This is a genomic window from Gilliamella sp. CG25 (genome assembly GCF_046635705.1).
Classification (GTDB): domain Bacteria; phylum Pseudomonadota; class Gammaproteobacteria; order Enterobacterales; family Orbaceae; genus Gilliamella; species Gilliamella apicola_I.
On record NZ_JBIDFJ010000017.1, the window covers coordinates 21,993 to 31,168 of the forward strand.

Here is a 9,176-nt window from a genome sequence, read left to right on the forward strand (position 1 = left end):
CGGGTATGTATAGAGTTTTTATAAGGATGAAATTGGAGCGGGAAACGAGGTTCGAACTCGCGACCTCAACCTTGGCAAGGTTGCGCTCTACCAACTGAGCTATTCCCGCTTTTTGGAATTCTTCGTAAGAAGTGGTGAGCATTATACAAAAAATTTTTGAGGTCGCAAGATTTTTTTTTAACTATTTTTTATATTTCCAGCTAAGTGATTCAAAAAAACCAAAAATAAATAGTCTAAGTGGTTTAAATTTATCCTCTCGCTTTTCTTGATTGGTCATCGTTGAGTAAAGAATCCAAGCTTGTAAACCGTGCAAAAGCGTAAAAATGAGTAAACCTACATAGGCAACAACATTGGCTGGTGTTGGGTAGGGGTGGATTAAATTGACGAATAAAAATAGCCAAACTATAGAATAAAAAATCTTACCAAATAATATGAACATCAAATTTCTTCTCGTATAAATAGATAACTATGAACTTGACCGGCGGTTTTTTCGCGATGTAAATGCCAGTTATTCGGAATGTAACTCAATACATTGTGATCGATTTCCGTCTCAATGTAGAGGTAGCATGAGGCGTTTAGCCAGTTATTTTTCTCAAGGTAGTTTACCGTATCGGCAACTAAACCTTGATGAAAGGGGGGATCGATGAACACGATATCAAACTTTTTTTGGGCGGGTTTATTCAACCAATTTAAAGTGTCTGTATGGTAGATATCGATAGCATGACTTGCTATGAGCTGTTTATTTTTGTTGAGTTGGCTCGCGACTTGCTTGTCTTTTTCAAGTAACGTCACGCTTTTAGCCCCGCGTGAAGCGGCTTCGAATCCCAATGAACCACTACCTGAAAAACAATCCAGACAGGTGCTGTCATGAATAACTGGCATTAGCCAGTTAAACAGTGTTTCTTTAATTCGATCTGTGGTCGGACGCAACCCTTGCTTGTCAAGTACAGCTAATTTACGTCCTCGCCATTTTCCGCCAATTATTCTGATTGAACCATTCATTATCATACCTCAATTAGAATAGTTCAGAAATGTTACCGTCCGAATCTGTTGTTTCGGTACCGACTTCTTTAGTTGCATAACGGGTAGGCTCAGTGCCTTTAATAAAATATTCTGTCATGGTGTTTGCACCAGATTGTGGTAATAATCCTGTTTTTTGGTCGATTGTAACACTAATTACGTTTTCCGGTTGAACATCGGTAACAACTGGCACATCTTTTAATGCTTCTTTCATATAGTCAACCCATATTGGATTGGCCGTATTGGCTCCGCCTTCAGCGCGGAAGGTTTTTCCTAATTCACGACGATGATCGTCAAAACCCATCCATACAGTTGTGACAATATTGGCACCAAATCCAGAAAACCAAACATCTTTAGATGCATTGGTTGTCCCCGTTTTACCGCCTACATCTCGTCGACCTAAAGCTTTAACACGCCATGCTGTTCCTTGCCAATCTGAACCTCCAAATACCGTTGAACGTAACCCATCTTTCATAATGAAGGCAATATCACTACTTAATGTATGTGGTGCATAAATTGGTGTGATAGGCTTATTATTATTTTCATGATTAATTTCAATGTCAGGAATAATGATATTATCATCCGCTCGGAGATTCGCTTGTTCAGGCTCTTCACTGCCAGATTCATTGGTAGCATTTTCCACATCGTTATTAGTTTGAGGTGTTGAGTCAGTAATAATGAGATCATCTTGACAGTCGTGACAAGCGATAACAGGTTGATGTTGATAGATAATACTTTTATCACTTGTGTATTCAATCTTTTCAATTAGATAAGGGGTAATCAAATAGCCGCCATTAACGATAACAGAATACGCTCTTGCTACTTGTAAAGGCGTAAATGATGCAGAACCTAAAGCAAGCGATTCGTTATGCGAAATATTTTCTTTAGGAAAGCCAAATCGTTCTAAATAAGTGGCGGCATAGTCGATTCCAACCGCACGTAAGGCTCGTACCATCATGACATTTTTAGACATACCTAAACCAATGCGTAGACGTAAAGGGCCTGCGTATTGCGGTGGTGAGTTTTTGGGTTTCCAGGTCGTGCTGCCTGTTGTTCGAACAATCGGTGCATCATTAAGGAGTGTTGCCATTGTTAAGCCATGTTCTAACGTTGCAGTATAAATAAATGGCTTTATGTTTGAGCCTAATTGACGCAGTGCTTGTGTCGCACGGTTAAATTTACTGAGATTGAAATCAAAACCACCGACAATTGCTTTTATCGCACCATTTTCAGAATCCAATGAAACCAATGCCGCATTGACAGTGGGTAGTTGAGACAGTTCCCATAAGTCGTTAACTTTTCTCACCCAGATAAGCTGGCCCGCTTTTAGCACATCTGATACTTTATGTGGATAAGCGCCTTGTTTATTATCATTGATGAATGGTCTTGCCCATTTCATGCCATCGAACAAAATCTCAACATGACTATTATCAGTTAAAACAATTGATGCTTGTTTATCCGTAGACTTCAGCACAACGGCTGGGCAGATTCCACTATAACAGGTGTATTTATTTAATGTTTCGAGGATTTTTGCGTCATCCCACGCGGTTTCATTTTCTTTCCATAAAATTTTATTAGCACCACGATAACCATGTCGTTTGTCGTAATCAATGATCGATTTTTGTATTGATTCTGTTGCGGCAATTTGGTCTTGTTTTGAGATAGTTGTATAAACTTTATAACCGTCCGTATAGGCTTTTTCGCCAAATTTTTCAAACATAAATTGCCGTGCCATTTCAGCAATATAAGGAGCAGAAAAGGCGATCTGTGGAGAATGGTAACTGACATTTAAAGGTTTTTTTATGGCTTCATCATATTCCGCTTGCGTAATGTAGGATTGATCTAACATTCGTCCCAATACCCAGTTACGTCTTGTTAATGCTTTATTAGGATGCGAAATTGGATTATATGCAGAAGGCGCATTCGGAAGACCAGCCAATAAAGCGGCTTCATCTAAAGTTAATTGATCAGGTGTTTTACCAAAAAAAGTATAGGAAGCTGCTGCAACACCATAAGCTCGTGAACCAAAGTTAATCATGTTTAAGTAAAGTGCCATGATCTCATCTTTGGACAGCTCTTTTTCCATGCGGATCGCTAAGATCATTTCTTTTACTTTTCGAGAAATACTTTTTTCAGAAGTTAAAAAGAAGTTTTTAGCAACTTGTTGAGTAATGGTACTTCCACCTTGTGAAAATCCTTTTTGTTTTAATCCAATATACATTGCGCGAATAATTCCGATTGGATCGATACCAAAGTGTTCATAAAATCGGGAATCTTCGGTGGCAATAACCGCATTAATAACCGTTTTAGGTATTTCATCATATTTAAGAGGCGTACGTCGACGTTCACCAAAAATCGCAATTAACTCACCATCTTTACTGAGTACTTGTAACGGTGTTTGTAATTGCACATCTTTTAGTGTAGCAACATCTGGTAGATCCTTTGAATAATAGGCGTAACCAGCTATACCGATGACTAAGCCACACAGTAAGCAACCAGCAAAAAATTTGAGAAAAAACTTTATTACTCTAACTAACATCACTAATCATTCCTACCTAATTGATTTAAGGTAAATTTGGAAATAATTAAAAAAACTCTATTTCCTGTAAGGTTTTTAACTTTTTTTAGGTCGATGAGTATATACTAATTATAGTAAATTGCATAAAACAAAAAGTGATAAGTCCCTTTGTTCGTTTTCAATACTTAGCACTCAATTTAATCGAACAACACAATAAAATACTCTTTCTAAAAATCATTCAATCCTTTTCAATTGCACATTAAAAATTTGATTTTAGTGTATCTATCGTAATTTTGAAGTTAACCATATTAAATAAATAAGTAACGATTTATCGTATACGATTCTATGTGCGTGTTGTTTCACAATTATTGATAAATTCTAAAATATTTCTAGCAAAGTATGAGAAAGTTAGACGTTATTATTTTTGGGTGATCATTATGTGGAGTACAAAACTTAAGCAATCTTACTTGCAAATCATCATTTCATCAAGTTTTTATTTATTGTTAATAATGGCTAGCCTATTTTTATTTGCCGATACCTCATTTAACGCCTATACATTTGTGGTGATCATTTTATTGATAGTTGAGTGGTGGCGAAGTCTTAGCTATTTTCAAACAATAACTGGTGAATTAGCTTTATTTCATCACATTAATCAGATTTATTGGCACAATCAGCGATGGCATTTAATGCGAAAACCCTTAATACTTCGTTATAGTCTATTTTTGAATTTGAAATCAAGGCGAACAGGGCAACACTGTACCCTTTTTTTGATGAGCGATAATTTGACAACTAGCGATTGGCGAACACTTCGATATTATCTATATCAACTTGATTTTAATTGATAAACATATCTATCTTTAGTGACATGTTGACCTGCATTTAATGCGTTTTTTTTATCCAGTAATAGAAAGGTGGGCATTCAATTTGTGAACTTAATAGTTCATGATCCATATGCCGGCAAAAGCTGGGAATATCACGAGTTGTTGCCAAATCATCAGCAATCACAAGAAGAACTTGCCCAACAGCAAGCTCTCTCATCGTTTTGCGAACCATCATTATGGGTTCAGGACAGCGTAATCCAATTGTGTTAAGTTCTTTGTCTGCTTTCATTTTTATCAATAATTTGGTTAGGGATTAATTGAAAAAAGTTTATCAAGATAATGCGGTACGGCATCATCAGCATTTGAACCAATCACTTCTAATTCAGGTAATTTTTGTCGTAAATCTGGCGTGGCGTTTTGCATTATACACCCTTTTCCAACCATTTTTAACATTTCATAATCATTCATGCCATCACCGAATGCAATACTATCGTTTAATGCTAATCCTAATTTATCGACCACTTTTTTTAACGCACTGCCTTTGGAAACATTAGCGCCCATAATTTCAAGGCAATTTAATGATGAAAAGGCAATACTGACTTGATCACCATACTTTTCATCAAGCCGATTTTTTAATTTGACTAAATGTGGATGAAGGGCATCATCACTTGTTGTGAAATAGATTTTAGCAATGTCATCTGTTTCAAAGTCAAAAGGATTAAAAAACTCATAAGTAAAGCGGCTTTCTTGATGAAAGCTAAGAGAATAAGCATCTTCTTTGTTAATTAACCACTGATCACCTCGGTAAATATGGGTAAACACTAATGGATCGTCAGTGCACTCTTGGGCGATTTGACTGGCGAGCGTCGGTTCGACATTTTGGCTAAAAATTAAGTTTCCATGACTATCATGAACTCGGGCGCCATTTGACGTTATCATAAATGCATCAATTTCCATATTTTCACGCATTTGCGCAACATCAATATGATGTCGCCCTGTAGCAAAAATAAAATGAATGCCTTTTTGACGTAATGCTTGCAAAACTTGTTTGGTATAAGGTGAAAGACTGTGTTCAGGCGTTAATAAGGTGCCATCTAAATCTGAAGCGACAACATGAAACATAATATTCTCTACTAGTGTAAAAAGTGAAAATCACAATGATTTAAAAAACAATACTTTGAATCCTTTATTGACCTCAAAGTAAAAATATAAAATATAGGGTATGATACAACTCTGTACACATTTACTCAACTAATTGCGGTGTAATAAAAATGACTAATTCTCGCTTTTGTTGCTTTTTATTTTTGTACTTAAATAAACTACCAATAATAGGGACTTGGCTAACATAAGGTACATTATGATCGTTTTTGCTATTTATTTGATGAAAAATACCGCCAAGTACAATTGTTTCGCCACTTTTTACCTTGACTTGGGTTTTGATTTCTTGCGTATCTATAGCGAGGGCTTCACCGCCATCACTGCGTTTAATCGCTTGCCCAGCGGTGTTTTGAGTGATATGGAGATCTAAAATCATACTCTCTTCACCAATGATTTTAGGCGTCACTTCTAATCCTAAAACGGCTTGTTTGAACTCAATGGAAGTCGAGCCACTGCTACCGCTCGATACTTCGTAAGGAATTTCAGTGCCTTGTTTAATTGAAGCCATATTTTGATTGGCGGTCAGTAAGTTAGGACTGGCAATAATTTCAAGTTGATTTTCCGCCTGTAGTGCAGATAACTCTAAATTGAGTAAACTGCCAGACATTTTCGCAAGATTAAAGCCCAGATTAGCTGTTGAACTGGCAGCGCCCAATTTTACATCGAACTTATTGATTAACTGCGAAGGCTGCCCCACATAACCCCATTTAATCCCCAGTTCTGACATACTTTCATCACTCATATTGACAATATGAGCGGCAATATGGACTTGTGGTATTGCTTTATCCAGCAATGTGATAAGACTTTTAATCGCTGTCAATTTGGGGGGAATATCAGTGATGATTAGCGAGTTAGTCCGTTTATCAACAATCACTTTACCACGTTCAGACAATAGCGCTTGCTTATGGATGATATCCAATAATGTGTTCAGATCGGCATGCTCAATACGTATAGGTAAAGTATCTAAGGGTAAACGCTGTTCAAGTGATAATTTATCTAATCGTTGTTTTTGATTAATCTGGTCGGGATCTTCCGCTTTTGAAATAAATAAGATATTGTCCTCAATTTTGGCTTGTAAGTTAGCGCTATTGATTATAATCATTAATGCTTTATGCCAATCGACATTTTGAAGCTTAATAGTCTGTTTTTGTGCTATGTCTTCAGTCATAATCAAATTAAGTTGTTTACTGTCAGCTAATGCTTGCAAAATAATACCAATATCAGTTTGATAAAAATTTAACGTGATAAGTTCCGAATGGTTTACTTTAGATAATGGAATGTTAGTTGCTAAACTAGTATTGACTTGAGCAAGGAATAAAACAGTGATAATAATTTGCCATTTTTTGAGGTGTTTTAATAAAAAATATCGGATGTTAGCCATACGTTAATTCCCTCATATCACTTGTTTAATGGCATCATCCAGACAATACTATCTTGACAATATTGAGCCAGATTTGCTTGCCAAACAACGTTATCATTCGTAAGCGTTTTGATTTGCCAAGGCAATAACATTGGAGGAATCTCACTATTGATTATTGCTAACCATTGCTGTGTTGACGTTAACCAGATTTGATAATAATTATTGTGCTGTGATTGTATGATTCCGCTAAGTTGCCAGCTTTGTATCTGTGCTAATAATTGGTTAGTTTGTTCGGTACACGATATCAAATCAGTCAGATTGAATGGATCGCGTGCCAAACGGTGATTTGCATCAGCATTAAAGCAAATCATCATGATAAAAATTAAGCTAGAGAATAAATAATGATTCATGTTGTTTCCTTATCGAAAGATAATGTAAACGATATGATTAGATAAGTATTTTGTCGAAGAATCCTAAAATTAGATAAATCAAGATAATAGCTATTGTGGTTAAAGGTCGATAATAAGTTTAGAAAATTAGTAAATTGTCCATGAAGCTCAATATCCCACATCGTTTTGTTATCCGTTCGATAGTATCTGAATGCATGTAAAGTTAACTGGTTTTGTGTAATCGCATGAGCCAAATCTTTTTCTGAAAGTAAAACGAATGATCTATTCATTTGGGTTTGATATCGGTCAATTTGGGTTTGTAGCTGTTTTATTTTTTCACTCTGAATCTGATGCTGTTTAAATTGCTGTTTGGCTTGATTAGCAATATCCTCAATAAAAAATAGATAGCTAATGATGATCATTGTGATGATAGTAACAAAACCGATTGTATATTGCTGCCAAAGTGGGCGATTAAAAAAATCACTCTTCATTGAATGTGATTTCCATTTTAAATGACAAATTGTGTTCTTGTCTGGTTATGTCATGAATCTGACTTTTTATGATGTTATCCTGTCGTAATAACGTTTGATTAAAATTGATAATCTCAATATGACGAAAGCTATAACCAGAAATCATCACTTGTTGCGGTTGATAATGGAATGATTCTAACCATATAACAGGTGGTAATTGTTCTGAAAGTAGTGTTAAAACGTGATAAATTTGTTGTTGGCTAACCGACAGCTTAGGAATAAAAGTTGCTAATTGTTGAGTTAACCGTTTTTCGTTATGTTGTTGTTCGACATTTAATAGGGTGTAATGACTGAGTTTAAGTTGCGTTTGATGCCATAAATAACCCATAGAACAGCAAGCAATCCCCATTATGCACACCATAGTAACAAGTAACGAAAATTTCTGCCTTTTCTGTTTTTCTTGTCGCCAGGGTAAAAAATTGATTATCTCTTCATTAATTACTCCACCAATACAGTGTAATCTTAAATTGTGTTTTTTAAATAAATCCAGCCACTCATTGACATAATCACGTTTACATATTGTTACATTAAGATAAGATTTGTCAGCAGAATAAATAAAATCATAACAGACGTTTGTAGCGGTGAGTTCAAATAATTGATAAATCGATGCTTCAACATATAAAGCTAGTTCGCCTAAGGCTAATTTAAGTGGTGGAAGTTTGAGTTGTTTGGTTTGGAAATCATTTTCATTAAGATAAAGTTCAAAAACCGATTGTGTTGGAATACGATTCTTCAGCTCAAGAATCAATTGTTCAACATCATTCAAGTTTTGATAAGGGTAGTTAACGGTAGTCTCATTTTGTTTTGCTGTTTGAGTGTTAACCAAATAGATAATTTGATACCGTAACCATTGGGGTTCAATATATATTTTAATACGACATTTTCGGATAAACATGATCGATTGTGTACTTATGATTTTAAATTACCTTATGACCAAGCATAATAAGGATTGATTAAATAAAAATGAAAAAAAGGGATTTTTGCGAAGTATTACGCAAAATAAGATTAAAATTAAATCGAACAAAGTTAATTTTGCGAAATTATGAAAAAAAAGGTTGACTGAAATAAGACGTGCCTTATAATGCACATCCACACGGTAAGGGTGATTAGCTCAGTTGGGAGAGCACCTCCCTTACAAGGAGGGGGTCACTGGTTCGAACCCGGTATCACCCACCAATCTTTACCGTGACGTTTTAGCAATAAAACATTTGGGGTGATTAGCTCAGTTGGGAGAGCACCTCCCTTACAAGGAGGGGGTCACTGGTTCGAACCCGGTATCACCCACCACTTTTAGTAATTTTCTATGGGTTGTTAGCTCAGTCGGTAGAGCAGCGGACTTTTAATCCGTTTGTCGAGCGTTCGAATCGCTCACGACCCACC

The 9,176-nt window shown here is 35.9% G+C and carries 10 protein-coding genes and 4 tRNA genes; 4 read left to right on the forward strand and 10 right to left on the reverse strand.

Annotated features, from left to right (window positions below):
- Positions 1-33: 33 nt before the first annotated feature.
- From ACGH6P_RS10620 to ACGH6P_RS10635, 4 genes are all read right to left on the reverse strand, one after another.
- A tRNA-Gly gene (locus ACGH6P_RS10620) sits at positions 34-109 on the reverse strand.
- Positions 110-181: 72 nt separating this feature from the next.
- Positions 182-439 carry a DUF1145 domain-containing protein gene (locus ACGH6P_RS10625; protein ID WP_267351250.1) on the reverse strand — a complete coding sequence of 86 codons (258 nt, stop codon included), beginning with the start codon at positions 437-439 and terminating at the stop codon, positions 182-184.
- Positions 439-1,002 carry a 16S rRNA (guanine(966)-N(2))-methyltransferase RsmD gene (gene rsmD, locus ACGH6P_RS10630; RefSeq protein WP_267351251.1) on the reverse strand — a complete coding sequence of 188 codons (564 nt, stop codon included), beginning with the start codon at positions 1,000-1,002 and terminating at the stop codon, positions 439-441. Before rsmD ends, ACGH6P_RS10625 begins: the two co-directional genes overlap by 1 nt.
- 13 nt (positions 1,003-1,015) lie before the next feature.
- Positions 1,016-3,559 carry a penicillin-binding protein 1A gene (locus tag ACGH6P_RS10635; RefSeq protein ID WP_267360427.1) on the reverse strand — a complete coding sequence of 848 codons (2,544 nt, stop codon included), beginning with the start codon at positions 3,557-3,559 and terminating at the stop codon, positions 1,016-1,018.
- Positions 3,560-3,975: 416 nt separating this feature from the next.
- Between ACGH6P_RS10635 and ACGH6P_RS10640 the strand changes: the two genes are divergently transcribed.
- On the forward strand, positions 3,976-4,380 hold the full coding sequence (locus tag ACGH6P_RS10640) for a protein YgfX (RefSeq protein ID WP_267360425.1): 405 nt from the start codon (positions 3,976-3,978) through the stop codon (positions 4,378-4,380).
- A gap of 37 nt (positions 4,381-4,417) precedes the next feature.
- Here the strand turns inward: ACGH6P_RS10640 and tusA are convergent, their stop codons facing one another.
- The 6 genes from tusA to ACGH6P_RS10670 all read right to left on the reverse strand — a co-directional run bounded on the left by tusA (position 4,418) and on the right by ACGH6P_RS10670 (position 8,691).
- A complete protein-coding gene (tusA, locus tag ACGH6P_RS10645; protein ID WP_411597448.1) occupies positions 4,418-4,657 on the reverse strand; it encodes a sulfurtransferase TusA in 240 nt (79 codons plus the stop codon).
- An 8-nt stretch (positions 4,658-4,665) separates the two neighbouring features.
- On the reverse strand, positions 4,666-5,481 hold the full coding sequence (locus ACGH6P_RS10650; protein WP_267351257.1) for a Cof-type HAD-IIB family hydrolase: 816 nt from the start codon (positions 5,479-5,481) through the stop codon (positions 4,666-4,668).
- A gap of 121 nt (positions 5,482-5,602) precedes the next feature.
- Positions 5,603-6,898, reverse strand: a complete 1,296-nt coding sequence (locus ACGH6P_RS10655) for a secretin N-terminal domain-containing protein (RefSeq protein ID WP_411597449.1) — start codon at positions 6,896-6,898, stop codon at positions 5,603-5,605.
- A 17-nt stretch (positions 6,899-6,915) separates the two neighbouring features.
- Complete coding sequence (locus tag ACGH6P_RS10660) at positions 6,916-7,287, reverse strand: hypothetical protein (protein ID WP_267351261.1); 372 nt, start codon at positions 7,285-7,287, stop codon at positions 6,916-6,918.
- Entirely contained in the window at positions 7,284-7,757 is a 474-nt protein-coding gene (locus tag ACGH6P_RS10665; RefSeq protein WP_411597450.1) for a hypothetical protein, read from the reverse strand. The genes ACGH6P_RS10660 and ACGH6P_RS10665 overlap by 4 nt, the downstream gene beginning before the upstream one ends.
- Positions 7,747-8,691 (reverse strand): PilN domain-containing protein, encoded by a 945-nt coding sequence (locus ACGH6P_RS10670; RefSeq protein ID WP_411597451.1) that lies wholly within the window; start codon positions 8,689-8,691, stop codon positions 7,747-7,749. Before ACGH6P_RS10670 ends, ACGH6P_RS10665 begins: the two co-directional genes overlap by 11 nt.
- Positions 8,692-8,896: 205 nt before the next feature.
- Between ACGH6P_RS10670 and ACGH6P_RS10675 the strand changes: the two genes are divergently transcribed.
- The 3 genes from ACGH6P_RS10675 to ACGH6P_RS10685 all read left to right on the forward strand — a co-directional run bounded on the left by ACGH6P_RS10675 (position 8,897) and on the right by ACGH6P_RS10685 (position 9,174).
- Positions 8,897-8,972: transfer RNA gene (locus tag ACGH6P_RS10675), tRNA-Val, on the forward strand.
- A gap of 35 nt (positions 8,973-9,007) precedes the next feature.
- A tRNA-Val gene (locus ACGH6P_RS10680) sits at positions 9,008-9,083 on the forward strand.
- Positions 9,084-9,101: 18 nt separating this feature from the next.
- A tRNA-Lys gene (locus ACGH6P_RS10685) sits at positions 9,102-9,174 on the forward strand.
- The last annotated feature ends 2 nt before the right edge of the window (positions 9,175-9,176 follow it).